The organism is Butyrivibrio proteoclasticus B316 (assembly GCF_000145035.1).
GTDB classification, from domain to species: Bacteria; Bacillota; Clostridia; order Lachnospirales; family Lachnospiraceae; genus Butyrivibrio; species Butyrivibrio proteoclasticus.
Genome location: NC_014387.1, coordinates 1,565,186 through 1,581,903, shown reverse-complemented (window position 1 = coordinate 1,581,903; position 16,718 = coordinate 1,565,186). Strand labels below are relative to the sequence as shown.

At 40.4% G+C, this 16,718-nt stretch carries 16 protein-coding genes; 3 read left to right on the top strand and 13 right to left on the bottom strand.

Annotated elements, in window-relative coordinates; all coding sequences use genetic code 11:
• Nucleotides 1-63 precede the first annotated feature (63 nt).
• From BPR_RS06485 to BPR_RS06440, 10 genes are read right to left on the bottom strand one after another with little or no spacing between them, the layout of a single operon-like run.
• A complete protein-coding gene (locus BPR_RS06485) occupies nt 64-618 on the bottom strand; it encodes a carboxyl transferase domain-containing protein (RefSeq protein ID WP_013280665.1) in 555 nt (184 codons plus the stop codon).
• A gap of 16 nt (nt 619-634) precedes the next feature.
• Nucleotides 635-1,474 (bottom strand): acetyl-CoA carboxylase carboxyltransferase subunit beta, encoded by an 840-nt coding sequence (locus BPR_RS06480; protein WP_013280664.1) that lies wholly within the window; start codon nt 1,472-1,474, stop codon nt 635-637.
• A gap of 1 nt (nt 1,475) precedes the next feature.
• Entirely contained in the window at nt 1,476-2,804 is a 1,329-nt protein-coding gene (locus BPR_RS06475) for an acetyl-CoA carboxylase biotin carboxylase subunit (RefSeq protein ID WP_013280663.1), read from the bottom strand.
• Nucleotides 2,805-2,808: 4 nt separating this feature from the next.
• Nucleotides 2,809-3,237 carry a 3-hydroxyacyl-ACP dehydratase FabZ gene (gene fabZ, locus BPR_RS06470; RefSeq protein WP_013280662.1) on the bottom strand — a complete coding sequence of 143 codons (429 nt, stop codon included), beginning with the start codon at nt 3,235-3,237 and terminating at the stop codon, nt 2,809-2,811.
• A gap of 10 nt (nt 3,238-3,247) precedes the next feature.
• Complete coding sequence (locus tag BPR_RS06465; protein ID WP_013280661.1) at nt 3,248-3,661, bottom strand: acetyl-CoA carboxylase biotin carboxyl carrier protein; 414 nt, start codon at nt 3,659-3,661, stop codon at nt 3,248-3,250.
• 55 nt (nt 3,662-3,716) lie between these two features.
• Nucleotides 3,717-4,961, bottom strand: a complete 1,245-nt coding sequence (gene fabF, locus BPR_RS06460; RefSeq protein WP_013280660.1) for a beta-ketoacyl-ACP synthase II — start codon at nt 4,959-4,961, stop codon at nt 3,717-3,719.
• Nucleotides 4,962-5,014: 53 nt separating this feature from the next.
• Complete coding sequence (gene fabG, locus BPR_RS06455) at nt 5,015-5,755, bottom strand: 3-oxoacyl-[acyl-carrier-protein] reductase (protein WP_013280659.1); 741 nt, start codon at nt 5,753-5,755, stop codon at nt 5,015-5,017.
• On the bottom strand, nt 5,748-6,713 hold the full coding sequence (locus tag BPR_RS06450) for an ACP S-malonyltransferase (RefSeq protein ID WP_013280658.1): 966 nt from the start codon (nt 6,711-6,713) through the stop codon (nt 5,748-5,750). Before BPR_RS06450 ends, fabG begins: the two co-directional genes overlap by 8 nt.
• Nucleotides 6,714-6,747: 34 nt before the next feature.
• The gene (gene fabK / locus BPR_RS06445; protein WP_013280657.1) at nt 6,748-7,701 is read right to left on the bottom strand and encodes an enoyl-[acyl-carrier-protein] reductase FabK; all 954 of its coding nucleotides are present in this window, start codon (nt 7,699-7,701) and stop codon (nt 6,748-6,750) included.
• Between the two features lie 27 nt (nt 7,702-7,728).
• A complete protein-coding gene (locus BPR_RS06440) occupies nt 7,729-7,962 on the bottom strand; it encodes an acyl carrier protein (protein ID WP_013280656.1) in 234 nt (77 codons plus the stop codon).
• Nucleotides 7,963-8,079: 117 nt separating this feature from the next.
• On the opposite strand from BPR_RS06440, the gene BPR_RS06435 reads away from it, so the two are divergent.
• The 3 genes from BPR_RS06435 to BPR_RS06425 all read left to right on the top strand — a co-directional run bounded on the left by BPR_RS06435 (nt 8,080) and on the right by BPR_RS06425 (nt 11,755).
• Nucleotides 8,080-8,925: a MerR family transcriptional regulator gene (locus BPR_RS06435; protein ID WP_013280655.1), complete on the top strand. Its 846-nt coding sequence runs from the start codon at nt 8,080-8,082 to the stop codon at nt 8,923-8,925.
• Nucleotides 8,926-8,985: 60 nt separating this feature from the next.
• Nucleotides 8,986-9,789 (top strand): alpha/beta fold hydrolase, encoded by an 804-nt coding sequence (locus BPR_RS06430; protein ID WP_051525929.1) that lies wholly within the window; start codon nt 8,986-8,988, stop codon nt 9,787-9,789.
• Nucleotides 9,790-9,922: 133 nt separating this feature from the next.
• Nucleotides 9,923-11,755, top strand: coding sequence for an Rqc2 family fibronectin-binding protein (locus BPR_RS06425; RefSeq protein WP_013280653.1), 1,833 nt, complete (start codon nt 9,923-9,925; stop codon nt 11,753-11,755).
• A 127-nt stretch (nt 11,756-11,882) separates the two neighbouring features.
• Here BPR_RS06425 and BPR_RS06420 read toward each other — a convergent pair whose 3' ends face one another.
• From BPR_RS06420 to BPR_RS06410, 3 genes are read right to left on the bottom strand one after another with little or no spacing between them, the layout of a single operon-like run.
• Complete coding sequence (locus BPR_RS06420) at nt 11,883-13,616, bottom strand: ABC transporter ATP-binding protein (protein ID WP_013280652.1); 1,734 nt, start codon at nt 13,614-13,616, stop codon at nt 11,883-11,885.
• A gap of 39 nt (nt 13,617-13,655) precedes the next feature.
• The gene (locus BPR_RS06415; RefSeq protein WP_013280651.1) at nt 13,656-14,741 is read right to left on the bottom strand and encodes a M42 family metallopeptidase; all 1,086 of its coding nucleotides are present in this window, start codon (nt 14,739-14,741) and stop codon (nt 13,656-13,658) included.
• A gap of 57 nt (nt 14,742-14,798) precedes the next feature.
• Nucleotides 14,799-16,517, bottom strand: a complete 1,719-nt coding sequence (locus BPR_RS06410) for a putative polysaccharide biosynthesis protein (RefSeq protein ID WP_013280650.1) — start codon at nt 16,515-16,517, stop codon at nt 14,799-14,801.
• Between the last annotated feature and the right edge of the window lie 201 nt (nt 16,518-16,718).

Sequence of the window (16,718 nt, the reverse complement as noted above, 5' to 3'; positions counted from 1 at the left end):
CTATGATCCCAAGGCTATATAATTTGTCCGCAGATAGTCCCAGCGCTCTGCAGCAACATCTGCTTATCCGTTGTTTTCCATAGGATATTGAGCAGCTTTCAGGGAAACCACGCTAAAATAGGCATCTTCAAGCATCCATATCCTATCTGCATGACTAAGGGCCAGTGCTCCGCCACTTCCGCCTTCTCCTATAACTATAGATAAAATGGGCGTTTGAAGCGTCGACATTTCATAAAGGTTATCCGCAATTGCCCTTCCCTGTCCGCGCTCTTCAGACTCTACATCAGGAAAAGCGCCGGCTGTGTCAACCAGGCATATCACCGGTCTGTGAAATTTCTCTGCCTGTTTCATGAGTCTCAGAGCCTTTCTATAACCCTCAGGTCTTGCGCTTCCGAAATTGTGCTCAATTCGTCCCTGAGTATCCTTGCCCTTTTCTATTCCGATCACAGTAACGGGAATATCCGACAAAAAAGCAATTCCTCCAATAACTGCTCTGTCATCGCCAAAGTATCTGTCGCCACTAAGTTCACAGAAATCAGTAAAGCAGCCTTCTATATAATCACTTGCAGTCTTTCTGCCTTCTTTTCTGGCATTTCTGACTATCTCTATATCCGTCATTACTTATCCTTTTCTTTCATTTATAGATATCATGAAACTTCAAAAGTCTTTCCAGATATTTCTTTTGCTCCTGTCTTGGAACGATCGCATCAATAAATCCGCATTCTTTAACTCTTTCAGCCATTTGAAAATTATCCGGAAGAGCTGTGTTAAGTGTCTTTTCAACAACTCTTGGGCCGGCAAAGCCAACTCTTGCCAAAGGTTCGGATAGAGTGATATCTCCCAGCATTGCAAAACTTGCATCCACCCCGCCTGTTGTAGGATTGGTTAAAAGAACTATATAAAGCCCGCCTTTATCGCTATGTCTTTTGACAGCTGCTGATACCTTGGACATCTGCATAAGTGATATCATTCCCTCCTGCATTCTGGCGCCGCCTGAAACCGTAACACCTACAACAGGAAGCATCTCTTTTGCAGCGTGCTCAAAAAGTCTTGTGATCTTCTCTCCAACTACCGCTCCCATTGAGCCCATCATGAAATTGCCATCCATTGCGAAAATACAGGTTCTGATTCCTCCAATTTCGGCAACACCTGTTATAACTCCTTCGTTTTCACGGCTCTTTTCTTTGGCTGCAGATAGCTTATCTTCGTACTCTGGAAAATCAAGAATATTTCGCGACTCCATCTCCCTATCATGTTCAATAAAGCTTCTGTCATCAGTCAGCATCAGTATCCTGCGCCTTGCTCTAACAGGAAAATAGTATCCGCACTCCGGACAAATAAAGAAATTTCGTCTGATCTTATTGACCGATGTTTTGTTCTGGCACTTTTTGCAGGTAATTTTCCTGCTTCTTATTCTTTTTTCACTGTTTTCAAGCTCATTATCCGCTTTTAAAAATAGCTTTTTTAAGTCCATTTTATAAAACCTTCTGACAGATAGTTGTGTCATAATTACCTGCAATAAATTTGTTGTCATTCATGAATTTCATGTGCATGTCCCTGTTATTATCTACTCCCACTAGAACAAATTCAGAAAGTGCACTTCTCATCTTACGGATTGCACCGTCTCTTGAGCCTGCACACACAATAAGTTTCCCAAGCATAGAGTCGTAGAACGGAGTTACTACATAATTTGTATAAAGAGCTGAGTCAAATCTCACATCTACGCCTCCGGGAACATGGAGCATTTCAACCTTTCCTGTTGAAGGAGTAAAGTTTTTAGAATTTTCAGCACATATTCTGCATTCAATAGCATGTTTGTTGCTGAAAATCTCATCCTGATCGAAGCTTATTTCCACACCTGCTGCAGTTCTGATCTGCCACTCAACTATGTCAACTCCCGAGACCATTTCCGTTACAGAATGTTCAACCTGTAATCTGGTGTTCATCTCCATAAAGTAAAAAGAACAACCTTTTACCAGGTATTCTATTGTTCCTGCTGTCACATAGCCAACTTCAGAAGCCAGTCTCTTAGATGCCTCATACATCTGCCTTCTAAGCTCGTCTGATAGAACCGGAGCAGGACATTCTTCAATAAGTTTTTGATTTTTTCTCTGCACAGAGCAGTCCCTGTCACCAAGGACAATTATCTTGCCCTTTAAGTCACCAAGTATCTGGACTTCCACATGTTTAACGTTTTCCAGATACTTTTCCATAAATACAGCATCATCGGAAAAAGAGCTTTTAGCTTCCTTTTTGACAAGGTCATAAGCTGACGATAATTCTCCTTTTTCCCTTACCACTCTGATTCCTTTTCCGCCGCCTCCTGCTCTTGCTTTTAAGATAACAGGATAACCTATTTTTTCTGCCGCTAAATAAGCCATATCAAGGCTTTCTAATATGTCACTTCCCGGCGTAACAGGCACTCCTGCCTTTACAGCAATTTCTCTCGCAAGTTCTTTCTGCCCCATTTTTTCCATGACAGCAGAGCCTGGGCCAATTAGTACGATATTGTTTTCCTCACATTTTCTGGCAAATTCCGGGTTTTCCGATAGCAACCCATAGCCAGGATGAATCGCAGCAGCGCCGGTCTTAAGAGCTACAGTGATTATGGCATCCATATTTAGGTAGCTATCTTTTAAAAGAGGGCCTCCAATACAATAGCTCTCATCTGCCATTTCCACATGAAGTGCCTGCCTGTCAGCTTCAGAGTACACCGCGATAGTCTCTATCCCCATTTCCTTGCATGCTCTGATTATTCTGACTGCCACCTCTCCTCGATTTGCAATGAGTACTTTTTCAAACATAGACTTACTCCCCACTATTAGTGATAGCAAAAGAAAAATCGCCACTCATACATTTTTTACCATCCACTGTAAGTTCACCATGCAGAAGATAAAGTGGATGAGATGCTCTTTTTAGTTCAACATGGGTGTTTATTGTATCCCCGGGCCTGATCATTCCTCGAAATCTGACCTTATCAATTCCTGTATATACAGGAAGAGCTCCTTTTTCCTTCATCTTTTCCGCAAAGAGAATGCAGGCTGACTGAGCCATAATCTCACATTGAATAACTCCGGGAACTATAGGTTTTCCCGGAAAATGTCCCTTTAAAAAGAACTCATCTCCTCTTACATGATATATGCCGGTTGCAGTACCATCCTCATTAAGGATCACTTCATCCACAAGGAGCATAGGATCTCTGTGCGGAAGGATCTTCATAATTTCATCTTTATTCATAAAAACCTCTTTATGATATTTCAAATAAAACCTGATCGTATTCGACAAGATCGCCATCTTTGACGTTTATACTTAAAATCTCGCCATCGCATGGAGCTTTGACCTCATTCATCATCTTCATTGCTTCTATACTGCATAGGATATCGCCTTTCTGAACCCTGTCTCCAGTTTTCCAGATTTTTCCATTTACTTCCGCATAGAAAACTCCAAGTAAGGGCGCTTTAACTCTTGTTCCGCTTTTAATATCTTCTTTGGAAGGCTCTTTTCCTTTTTCACTTATTTCACTTATATTTGAGGAAAGAATTACCGGTTCAAATGAAGAATTCTTTTTTAGAACCAGCTTGACTCCATCATCCTCTACAGATAATTCAGATAAGCCAAGAACCCTGAAAGCATCAACATAATCCTTGAGAGTATTTGTCATTTTTAATCACCTCGTATCATATTCTCACCAGGTCACAGCAAATGTTGATCTTTGCTTATTCATTCCTGTCATACTTTTTAAATGCAATACAGGCATTATGTCCGCCAAAACCAAGTGATGTGCTAAGGGCATAATCAAGATCAGTTTCTACTGCTGTGTTTGGAGTATAGTTAAGATCACACTCTTCATCTTTTTCCCTGTAGTTAATGGTAGGAGGAACCACTCCGTTTTTGAGAGCAAGAACAGAAGCAATTGCTTCGACAGCACCTGTTGCCCCCATCATATGTCCTGTCATTGACTTGGTAGAACTAATATGAATATCGTAGGCTTTTTCTCCAAATACTTTTTTAATTGCCTTTGTCTCCATTGCATCATTTAAATGTGTTCCTGTACCATGTGCATTGATATACAGATGGTCCTTATCTTTTATTCCTGATTCTGTGGCAGCCGCCTTAATAGCTCTGCATGCTCCGGCCCCTTCGGGATCAGGTGCTGTAATGTGATATGCATCAGAAGTGTTACCATAGCCGGTGACCTCTGCAAGGATTACAGCTCCACGCTTTTTGGCGTGCTCATATTCCTCAAGTATCAGCATTCCGGCACCTTCACCCATTACGAAACCGCCGCGTCTTTTATCAAATGGAAGACTTCCTTCCTCAGGATTATCGGAAAGATTAAGAGCCTGGCAGTTTACAAAGCCTGCCATTGAAAGCTCATTGATAGAAGCCTCTGCTCCTCCTGCGATTATTACATCTGCATAGCCGTGCTTGATAGCTCTGAATGCCTCGCCTATTGTGTGTGTTGAAGTAGCACAGGCAGTGACTACAGGAAGTGTAGGGCCTTTTGCCTCAAATTTGATTGAAATTGCTCCTGCAGCCATGTTACTGATCATCATCGGTACGAAAAAAGGTGATACAAAATCAGGGCCCTTATCATTTAGCTTATTATTTTCTTTGATAGTCGTGTTAATACCGCCGATTCCGGTTCCTACATAAACGCCAAAGCGCTCTTTATCAAGGTCAGACTCTAATATTCCACTCTGCTCAACAGCCTGTCTGGCTGCTCCCATTGCATACTGCATGAAAAGATCTGACTTTCTTATTTCCTGTACCGTTTCATAGTATTTCTTTGGTTCAAAATCTTTTACTTCTGCGTCGAGACTTACCTTTAATCTTGATGCATCAAAACGCTCTATTTTTCCAATTCCGCATTTTCCGTTTTTAAGACTGTCCCAAAAGGTTTCTATATCATTTCCTACAGGTGTGATAACTCCCAAACCCGTAACAACAACTCTGAACATACATTTCTCCTTGATAATTAGTATTGCGTAACACTCATAAGCATGATCGCGCTTTACACATACATTCCGCCATCAACTTTTATAACTTCCCCTGTTATATATGCTGATGAATCTGATGCAAGAAAAAGAACAAGATCCGCAACATTTTCCGGACTTCCTATAGTTCCAAGAGGAATCTGCGATTTGACCATATCTTTTTGTTCATCTGATAATTTATCTGTCATATCTGTGGCAATATACCCGGGTGCAACCGCATTACATCTGATATTTTTTTTGCCATACTCTCTTGCTACAGACTTGGTAAACCCTACTATTCCCGCCTTGGATGCCGAGTAATTGGTCTGGCCCTTATTTCCCATTAGTCCTACAACTGAACTAATATTTATAATGCTCCCGGATCTATGTCTTACAAACTGCCTGATGAATGATTTTGTTACAAACATCGTCCCCTTAAGGTTCACATCAATGACATCATCAATATCCATCGTTGAAAGAGAAGGCAAAATGTTATCCCTTGTGATTCCTGCATTGTTTATAAGAATATCTACCTGACCAAAGTCAGCTAATATCTCCTCAGATGTACTTGCAACCTCATCTGCATTTTTAATATCACAGGTATAGAGCCTTGCCTTTACTCCCATCGAAGCAAACTCATCAATTACTTTTTTAGCTGCATCAGTTTCTCTTGTTGCAATTACTGCAATATTTGCTCCGTTCCCTGCAAGCTTATAGGCTATGGCTTTCCCTATTCCTCTTGTCCCGCCTGTAACAACAGCTGTCTTTCCATTAAGCATAGGTCTGCTCCTTTGCCTGCAATTCTTCATTCGTTCCCAGCTCACTTGTTATCTTTTCTAAAGAGCTAAGATCACTTATGTTATAGATTTTGGCGCCCTTTACAGTTCTTTTTACAAAACCTGACAAAGTTCTTCCGGGACCACATTCTATAAATGTATCTACGCCGCTTTCTGCCATATTAATAAGAGTATCTTCCCATCTGACACTGCTTTGTATCTGATCAGACAGAATATCTATCATTTCATCAGTTTCCTTGGGATATGGACTTGCTGTTTTATTTGCATAGAGAGGTTTATCAGTAGCAGTAAGCTTATAATTTCCGGAAGCTTTGAGTTCTTCCTTCAAGCTTTCTGCGGCCTCTTTCATATAAGGAGTGTGGAACGAACCTCCTACGCTAAGTTCAATAAATCTCACTTCGGATTTTTTAAGTTTTTCCTTAAACTTATCCATATTGCCTTCTTCTCCTGAAACAACTATCTGCCCCGGGCAGTTGAAGTTAACAGGATAAACCTTGGATTTCCGGCACTGACTAATCAGTTCTTCCTTGTCCATTCCTATGACCGCAATCATACTTCCCTTTACTTCTTCAGATGCCTTCTGCATAAAGCCGGCTCTTTTACATACAAGCTTAAAGGCCTCAGATTTGGTAAGAGCCCCTGATACAGCAAGTCCTACAACTTCTCCAAGAGAAAAGCCTGCTACTGCATCCGGATATATTCCTGCGCTTTCTAGAGCAAGCGCTCCGGCAATATCTGCAAGGAAAAGACAAGGCTGAGTATTCTCGGTTTTCTTAAGCTCCTCATCTGTCCCCTTGAGCATCTGTATGATGGTTCCCGGTCTGATTGCTTCAGCTACTCCAAAGAAATCATGAACCTCTTTAACATTCTCATATAAATCTTTGGCCATTCCCGGATACTGACTTCCCTGACCAGAAAATAAAAAAGCTATTTTTCCCATACTGTCTCCTCAAAATGTAGCGTACCTTGCGTTGTTATGCAGGTTTAACCTTAAGACTATTAATCCCCATGAGTTCATAGGCATCATTACAGATACCGGTGATTATCTCCTGGCAGGTGTCCTCTGAATTAACAAGACCGGCAATCTGTCCGCACATACAGGATCCGTTTCTGACATCTCCTTCTATAGCTGCCCTTCTAAGAGCTCCGGATCCCATCTTTTCAAGTTCAGATGGTGCTGTGCTGCTGTCATTCTCTTTTTCCATGAACTCTCTTGTCATGTGATTTTTAAGAGCTCTCACCGGGTGGCCAAGGCTTTTGCCTGTAACAATAGTGTCTCTGTCCTTGGCTTTTAGTACTTTATCCTTGTAGTTCTGATGAACACTACATTCTTTGGCTGTAAGAAATCTTGTTCCCATCTGAACTGCACTTGCGCCCAGCATAAAAGCAGCTGCCATTCCTCTTCCATCTGCTATTCCACCTGCAGCAATTACAGGAATATTTACTGCATCAGCTACCTGTGGTACCAGAGCCATTGTCGTAGTTTCACCAACATGGCCGCCTGACTCGCAGCCTTCTGCAACAACCGCGCTTGCTCCCATTCTTTCTACCATGACCGCAAGAGCAACACTTGCTACAACGCAAATCACTTTTACGCCTGAAGATAAGAGCTTATCCATATATTTGGCAGGGTTCCCTGCGCCGGTGGTCACGACCTTGACACCTTCCTGGCACACAACATCAACTGCCTGGTCAATATAAGGACTCATGAGCATTAGATTTACTCCAAAAGGCTTATCTGTAAGCTTCCTTGCAGCAATGATCTGTTCTCTAAGCTGCTCACCATTAGAATTCATGGCAGCTATAAGGCCAAGCCCACCAGCATTAGAAACGGCAGCGGCGAGTCTTGCATCAGCTATCCAAGCCATTCCTCCCTGTATTACCGGATACTTGATACCCAATAGTTCACAAACCGGATTTTTTTCCATTTCTCCTCCAATCACTACATGAGCATGTCAAACTGCTGCGCCCTGCTTCTCAATAAGCTGAGCAAGCTGCTCAATTGTTGTAATATCCTGTGAAAGTTCAATCTTACAATCAAGTTCTTCCTGCATCTGCATAACAAGTTCCATGATGTCCAGAGAATCAAGTCCAATCTCTGTAAAGGTTGAATTAACAGAAACCTCTTCTTCATCCTTATCAAGATACTCTGCAATTATTTTTACGATCACGCCTCTTACGTCTTTCATTTTTCTTCTCCTTTTTGAAATAATAGTTTTTGAATTATCAATCTTTTGTTACAATAATCTTGGGGGTTGCCCCCAGGTCAAGTAATTTTTTTCAGAAATTATGAGGTTTAAAACTTTATGGGAAGTAGTTTTCAAGACGATGAAAAAGAGTATTCTTTAACTGTCAGCCAATTCGCGAAATTATGCGGCACAACAAGAGATACGCTAAGACATTACTATGAGCAAAAAATAATAACTCCCCGGGTCGATCCTGAGAATGGATATCACTATTATTCTCCTGCTCAGATCAGTTCTTTTTTCTTTATTACCACAATGCGTCAGGCAGGCTGCTCGATTCAGGAAATACGGGATATGATCTACATTTCGTCAAAAGAGGCCATAACAAAGCTTGCCAATGCCAAAATCCTTGATATGCAGAGAGAGCTCTTTTTGATAAATAAAAAAATCAGTGCACTTCACCTTGGCATGTGGATCTTAAATACCTGCGAAGAACATGGGTACAATAAGGTTTTTACAGACTTTATACCTGATATAAGTATTTCTTCTACGCCTATCCGCGACAGCAATACTGCATATCATGTCGCAGATATAGCCGGTGATATTTCTGTTCATCTGGCCAAAACTTCAGGTGATAAAACTCTTTCATCTTTTCCAACAGGCGTTACCATGAGCTATGAAAATATGCGCAAAAAACGCTATGTATATAACAATATTGTCAGTCTGTCTTTTCTTCCTGCTGATAATGAAAATACATTTTCCTTGCCCAGCAACAATGTAGTTGCGTGCTATCACGGACACGGGTCTACCGGCATAGATAAAATATACGAAAAGATGGTATCCTATATTAAAAGACACGGGCTTACAGCTGTATCTGACCTGTTTATCGTCAGTCTGATCAATCTATACAGCAAGGAAAAACAGCATACATATTTTAAATATCTTTTTATTTGTGTTAAAAGCTGACACAGAAGGTGTTACATTCGTATATATCAATGCATGAACATGATTCGGAGGGGAAATCAAATGGCAGAAAAAGGCAGTGTAACAAACAAAAACTTCACAATGGACTATTTCAAATTTGGCACGGGATCACGTATTTTAGTACTGATTCCCGGTCTTAGTATTCAAAGTGTTATGGGGGCAGCAAATACAGTTGAGGCGGAATATCCCGCCAAGATCAAGGATGAATTCACCATATATGTATTCGACAGAAGAAAAGATATTCCTGACAATTATTCAATCTATGAAATGGCTGAAGATACGGTAGCTGCGATCAAAGAGCTTGACCTTAAAGACATATGCCTTTTCGGAGCATCTCAAGGGGGAATGATAGCAATGGTTATAGCCATACAATATCCGGAACTTGTAAGTAAGCTTATACTCGGATCAACATCATCCCACATCAAAGAAAACCAGTCAAAAGTTCTCGAAAAGTGGATTGAACTTGCCAAGGCTCACGATGCTCATACACTATATCAGAGCTTTGCCAAAGAGATATATCCGCCTGATGTATATGAGTCTTACAAAGACTATTTTGCTGACGTCAGTAACAGTGTAACAACCAAAGAGCTAGATAATTTTGTCATTCTGGCTAAATCTATTCTAGGCTTTGATATATCCAAAGACATACCAAAGATCAAATGCCCCACTCTGGCCATCGGCGTCTTTGAAGATGCGGTTCTTGATTCTGATGCCACAATGGAAATTGCTGAAAATCTTGATTACAGACCAGACTTCAAGCTATACATGTATATTGGATACGGACACGCAGCATTCGACACAGCCCCCGACTATCGCGACAGAATGTACGACTTCTTGAATCAATGATTCAAGAAGTCGATATGACGTAAAAGGGCCGTCGGCTTTCAGGCAGGTTGAGCCATAGGCAAGAATAGTGTACAATTCTATCCAAGGCTTGAAATAAAGAGCCTTGGATCTTTTTATGATTGAGGAAAAAGAAATGGCTTTTGATGGAATTACTATAGCAAACCTGACAAGAGATTTTAGCGACAGATTAACAGGAGGTCGCATATATAAAATAGCCCAGACCGAGAGTGATGAGCTCTTTATTACTGTTAAACTCTCTTTTGAGAATGCAGAGAAATATGGAATTAAGCAGGAGAAGCTGGTTCTTTCAGCTGATGCTTCTCTCCCGCTTGCTTATCTGTCTGATGAAAGCAAGCAGTCACCAATGACTGCCCCTAACTTCTGTATGCTCCTTAGAAAGCATATCCAGAATGGCCGCATCATGTCAGTCACGCAGCCGGGCGGACTTGAGAGAATTATCCGCTTTGAAGTAGAACATCTTGATGAAATGGGTGATCTTCGCCACAAGGTTCTTTTGATTGAGATAATGGGTAAGTACAGTAATATTATCTTCACTGATGAAAACAATGTCATCATCGACAGCATCAAGCATATACCTGCTTCTGTCAGTTCAGTCAGAGAGGTTTTACCTGGGCGAGAATATTTTATTCCTTCACAGGATAAGGCTAACCCCCTTGCTACAACAGCAGATGAGTTTTCTTCCTGTGTACTTAGTAAGGGAATGCCTCTTTTTAAGGCAATTTATTCAAGCTATACCGGTTTATCTCCCATTATTGCGCAGGAGATTTGCTATCGAAGTGGCGTAGATGCTGACAAATCCGCAATTGCGCTTGATACAGCAGAATCCATTGCAGTATACAGAGCATTTAGTGATGTGATGGATTTGGTAAGAAACGGCTCTTTTTCTCCTGTTGTAGTATATGAAGATGATGCTCCAAAAGAATATGCTTCTATCCCGCTCACTCTATATGGTATGAGCGCAGGACTATCTGCGCAGGAATCTGCAATTAACAATCAGGCTTCTGATTTAAATGGATACTCCTACAAGGAATATGAGTCTATTTCTGACCTTTTGCAAAGCTACTATGCCGAAAAAAATGTTGTAACCAGAATACGACAGAAATCAGTTGACCTTAGAAAAATAGTACAGACTTCACTTGAAAGAAATGTCCGCAAATATGATCTGCAGCTCAAGCAAATGAAGGACAGTGAAAAGAAGGACAAGTACAGAATATACGGAGAACTCCTTACTGTATATGGTTATAGCGCAGAACCCGGAGCTGAAAAGATAACTGTCAATGACTACAATACAGGAAAAGATGTGACTATAACTCTTGATCCTACCCTCACTCCAAGTCAGAATGCCAAAAAGTATTTTGACAAATACACCAAGTTAAAGCGAACCGCTGAAGCCTTAGAAGAACAGATGAAGGAAACAAAAGAAGCCATTGACCAGCTTGAATCAATTCAGAATGCTTTGGAGATAGCCCAAAAGGAAGCCGATCTTGCTCAGATCAAGCAGGAGCTTGCTGACAGCGGATATATCAAATCTCACAACACAGGCAAAAACGGCAGGAAAGAAAAAATCACAAGTAAGCCTTTTCACTATCTTAGTAGTGATGGATTTGATATTTATGTCGGAAAAAACAATATCCAGAATGATGAGCTCACCTTCAAAACAGCAAATGGCGGTGACTGGTGGTTTCATGCCAAGAAGATTCCCGGATCTCACGTTGTTCTGATAACAGGCGGAAAAGAAGTTCCGGACAGAGCCTTCGAAGAAGCAGCAGCACTTGCAGCCTACTATTCAAAGGGAAAGGTTCAGGAGAAGGTTGAAATTGACTATGTTATGAGAAAAGAAGTCAAAAAACCCGGAGGAGCCAAGCCCGGATTTGTAGTTTATTACACCAACTACTCCATGGCAATTTCACCTGATATTTCTGCGCTAAAGCTTATCAGCGATTGATATCTTTCTATATCAGGCAAAAGGTGACTATAATTAAGTAATCTGACTACCACTCTATTCTACACACAGACAAAGGCCGGCATCATTTAGATGTCGGCCTTAAGTATGAGCAATTAGCTCTAATCTATTAAATTCCACCTAGCTGCATGCGGTAGTATTTCTCATACAGTCCGCCTTTTTTGATCAGTTCCTTGTGATTTCCTCTCTCTTTGATTCCATCTTCATCAAGAACGATTATCTCATCAGCTCCAAGTATCGTAGATAATCTGTGTGCAATCGTTATTGTAGTCCTGCCATAAGCCAGTTTATCCAGGCTTTCCTGAATATAACGCTCACTCTCATTATCAAGAGCACTGGTTGCTTCATCAAGAATCAGTATTGGAGGATTCTTCAGGAACACTCTTGCTATTGCGATTCTCTGTTTCTGACCGCCAGAGAGTCTTGCTCCCCTCTCTCCAACCTGGGTATCAAATCCATTTGGAAGGCTTTCTATGAATTCCAAAAGATCAGCATTTCTGGCTGCTTCCACAATTTCTTCCATTGTCGCATCAAGTCTTCCATAAGCAATATTCTCTTTTACCGTTCCATTAAAAAGATATACATCCTGCTGAACTATACCAATAAAAGATCTTAGAGATTTCTGTGTCACATCTCTGATATCAGTACCATCTATCTTAACTCTACCGCCTGTTACATCATAAAATCTTGGCAAAAGTGAACAAAGAGTAGTCTTGCCACCACCTGATGGTCCAACAATAGCGACGGATTTACCTGCATCTACATGAAGGTTTATATTGCTGAGGACTGCCTCATCATTTTCATAGGAAAAAGAAACGTTCTCATAATCAATAACACCCTTGACGTCTTTAAGTTCAGCGGCATTTTCTTTATCTACAATTGCAGGCCTTGTCTCTACAACCTCTATGAATCTTTCAAATCCTGCAAGACCTTTCTGCAGCTGCTCTGTAAACTCAACCAAAACATTTACCGGATTGATAAATATATTGATATACAGAGCATAAATTGCCAGGTCTTCTCCGGTCATCTGCCCTTTTGCAATAAAGAAACCTCCGGCCACAAGAACGGTGATAAACATCAATCCCTCAAAGAAATTGTTGCCAGAATTAAAAATAGCCATCTGCCTGTAATTTGCCTGTTTGGAATCAAGAAAAGCTATATTACTGTCATCAAATTTACTCTTTTCGATTTCCTCACCGGTAAATGACTTAACAACCCTAATACCTCCAAGAGTATCCTGAAGAGATGAATTAATGCCCGCTATTTTCTTCCTGTTATCCCTAAAGGTCGTCCTCATCTTCTTATTCTGGAAGATAGCAAAAACAGCCATGCAAACAACTACCAGCGCAAGACAGAGAGTCATGGGAACATTTATCCTGATAAGAAGAATAAATGAACCAACAATTTTCACCACAGAAATAAATATATTCTCAGGTCCATGGTGAGCCAGCTCGGAAATATCAAACAGGTCAGAAACCAGTTTACTCATCATCTCACCTGTATTGTGCGAGTCGTAATATGAAAAAGAGAATTCTTCGAACTTATCAAACAAATCTCTCCTCATACCGGATTCCATCTTAGCTCCCATCATATGTCCCTGATATGTTACATACCATCTGCAAAGAGATCTTATAGCATACATGAGCACAAGCAAAAGAGCTATCAGGCCAAGCCTTTTTAATATAATATCCGGAGCCTCCAGAAAAAGCGTGGCCCTTAATATTCTGAGAAACTGTGGAAAAGCAAGATCTATTACAGACAAAATAGATGCACATAAAAGATCTAGCAAAAAAACTCCAATGTAGGGTTTATAATACGGCAAAAACTTCTTAACTAGTTGCATTTAAGCTCTCCCTGGATATTTTTACTTATATAGTCATTATCAGATTGAATACTGAATAAGAAGGCGCAGTGTGTTTTCTGCTCCGTCTCTATGGCTTCTCTCATAGCCATGAGAAGCATAGACACCAGCACCTATAAGGCCATGCCTTAAGTCATTACCTGAGCGAAGTGTAGCCTCTACATCACTTCCATAATGAGGGTAAATATCAACCGCATAGTCTGCTCCGCTATCAATAGCCGCTTTGGTAAGAGCCTTGACTATCTCGTAGCTGTAAGGGCCACCGCTGTCCTTGGCACAGATAGATACCTGTTTTTCTGTGCAGGTAAGTCCCTCTCCTACACAACCCATATCTACAGAAATAGCCTCTGTGCAACCTTCCGGTACACTTCCGCATCCGCCATGACCAACTTCTTCATATACAGTAATATGAGCATAAAGAGCTCTCTTAGGTGTAACCTTGTTTTCCTTGATATACTTGGCAAGTCCAAGAAGTATTCCAACGCTGAGCTTATCATCAAGGAATCTTGACTTGATATAGCCAGACTTTGTTACTCTGGCATTAGGCTCAAAGCATACAATATCGCCAACGGAAACACCAAGCTTTTCTGTCTCTTCCTTGGTCTTAACATCTTCATCAAGAACAACTTCACAGGTATCCCATTTACGCTTAATGTCATCATATTCACCATTTACATGAATCGAAGCATTATTGAGCTGGAATGTTCCCTCATAGATACCGTTAAACTTGGTAACTACTCTTACATTTTCTGTTTCCGCATTATTAGGATTCATTCCGCCAAGATTTGTGAGCTGAAGTCTTCCATTTCCCTTTATAGTTGCTACCATTCCACCAAGAGTATCAGTATGAGCCTCTAAAAGAAGGCCATTTTCTTTATCTTTACCGGTAAGATCAACGATAATTCCACCCTTATTAGTCTGAGCAGCCTTAAAGCCAAGCTTTTCAAATTCCTTTTTAACCCAGGCAGCTGCCTCTTCAGTGTATCCTGTAGGTGAATCAATATTAAGAAGAGCTAAAGTTTCTTCTACAATAAAATCTGTATATTTGGTAAGATCGATCTTTTTTGTTGTTTTCGAGGTTTTACCTGTTGTTTTCTTTACTGCCATGTTCATCAAATCCTTTCAAATAACTATTATTTTTTTTATTTTCATATTACAAGTAACTTATTTCATGATCCTAAGTTTCTTCATAACATTGACCAGCAAATATGCCTTAGGAATTCTTCTGATTTCTGATTCAGATGCTCCGCCGATCTTGACCAGCATAACAAAGTACACAATAACAGCTACTACCATTGCAATCATAGCTGAAACAAGATTAACGAAGTAATTTGAATACATATAATCTACAAACTTCATATCCTGAGCGATAGCACCTACAGCTTCAAGCCGTCCGACTGCATAAAAGACAAAGCTTACAAGTACGTAAGATAAATAAGCAAAGATTCCCATTACAATGGCCGCAATAGAAGGAAGTACATAAGTCTTCCTGAAGTCATTATTAGTTGTAATACTCCTCTTAAGCGCCATACCATTTAAAATGCACATGAGAAGTGAGTACACGATCATAACAATACATAATGACACTCCACCAAGGTTTGTATACAGTAAAAGAAGTGTCAATAACACAGTCTGCACTATAAGCGCCAGAAAAGCATTTACAACAGGCGTATTCACCTTGCCTATTCCCTGCAATACCGCATTTGATATAGTTGATAAGGAATAAAACACCACTGTGATCGCCAGTATCTGAAGTAGCAATGCGGCCTCTCCTATTGATGACTTCTGTGGGAAGAGGATCATGATAAAAGGCTTGGCAAGCGCAAAAAGGCCAACAGTACTTGGAATAGCAATCAGAAGAATAACCTTTGTAACCTTGGAAATTGTATTACTTGCCGCTTCTTTATCACCTTTTGCCAAAAGAGCTGAAACCTCCGGAAGCATTGCAGAAGCAGCTGCACTTGCAAGTGCTATTGGAAGACTTGTGATTACCTTGGCTTTTCTCGCATAAATACCATACATGGAAGCAACCTGAGCTTCATCTACATTTCTGACATTCATCAGGATTCTTGAAAAAAGTGTGGCATTAAGAGAAGAAGACAAATTATAAATTGCAGTACTAAGAATAAATGGAGTTACGATCATAATGATAAGCCTGTAAATTTCTTTATCAGGAAGTACCTCGTGCTTATCAAATTCAAGCCTCTTATGAATCTCTTTTCTATTAAAGAGATAAATATGAAGCATAAATAAAAGAGCTACCAATACTCCGGAGCCTGTTCCAAGTGCACTTCCTATAGCACCATAAACAGCTCTCTTTGATGTATCTTCATAGCCCGCCATTTCAGTCAGCAAATACGCAGCGCCAACACTGACTATAGCGTTAAAAATCTGTTCCAGAATCTGTGATACAGAGGATGGCACCATCGTTCTCTGTGCCTGGAAATACCCACGAAGAACTCCAAGGAAACCAAACACAAAAATAGTAGGTGCAAAGAATCTAAGGACTGTAGCCGCTCTTCCGGCTGCAAGAACATCTGCACCAAGGAATAACAATAAACTACCTATCAGTCCCACAATTGTTACATAAACAAGAGCACATCTGAATATTCTCTGGGCAGTCTTAAACTCGCCAACAGCTAGTCTCGCTGAAATAATCTTGGACATGGCAGATGGAATACTATAGGAAGAAATCAGCAGTATGATCGTATATATCTCATAAGCTGTTCCATAATAGCCATTGCCCTCATCACCTATTATCGCCGCAAGAGGACTACCATATAAAAGGCCTATTATTTTACTGATAATTCCGGCTGCAGCCAAAATTCCAGCATTCATAAGAAGGCTCTTTTTCATTTCTTTATTACCAACTTTTTTATTCATTGTATAATTTATCTTTCAAACATTTTATTAAATAATTAAAAAATCCAGACTCACTCCACATATTATGATTAAGAACAGACGCAGTGTCAACAAATAGGAGATAATTTGCAAAACAAAGAAAAGAAGGATAGCCGACTTCTTTGAACAACGTTGAAAGGAGGCTATCCTTCTTTTATGAGTTTTAGCAAATTACGACGAGCC